Origin of the sequence: Psychrobacter sp. TB20-MNA-CIBAN-0197, assembly GCF_040309765.1 — a bacterium.
In the GTDB taxonomy this organism is placed as follows: Bacteria; Pseudomonadota; Gammaproteobacteria; order Pseudomonadales; family Moraxellaceae; genus Psychrobacter; species Psychrobacter submarinus.
The window spans coordinates 1-259 of record NZ_JBEOPC010000880.1 but is presented as its reverse complement, the minus strand read 5'-3'; the positions used below and the strand labels follow the sequence as shown (position 1 = coordinate 259).

Genomic DNA, 259 nt, shown 5'->3' with positions numbered 1-259 from the left:
ATAATGTGGCTCGGCCGATCCCTACTTTAGGGATTGGCGATCTGCAGGCTTCAGGGTTTGAGAACGACCTTGATGCATCCGTCATGCTTGTCGCGGACGGTCTTGTACATCTCCGGCCCCTGCTCGAGGCTGACGCTGTGGGTGATGACGAAGCTCGGATCGATCTCGCCTTCCTGGATGCGCCTAAGTAGGTCGTCGGTCCAGCGATTGACGTGGGTCTGGCCCATGCGGAAGGTCAGGCCCTTGTTCATCGCCGCGC

General features: G+C 59.5%; 1 pseudogene. It reads right to left on the bottom strand.

Going from position 1 to position 259, the window contains the following annotated elements:
• Nucleotides 1-50: 50 nt before the first annotated feature.
• Nucleotides 51-259, bottom strand: a pseudogene (locus AAEY83_RS16385) (glutathione-dependent formaldehyde dehydrogenase); the annotation flags it as partial.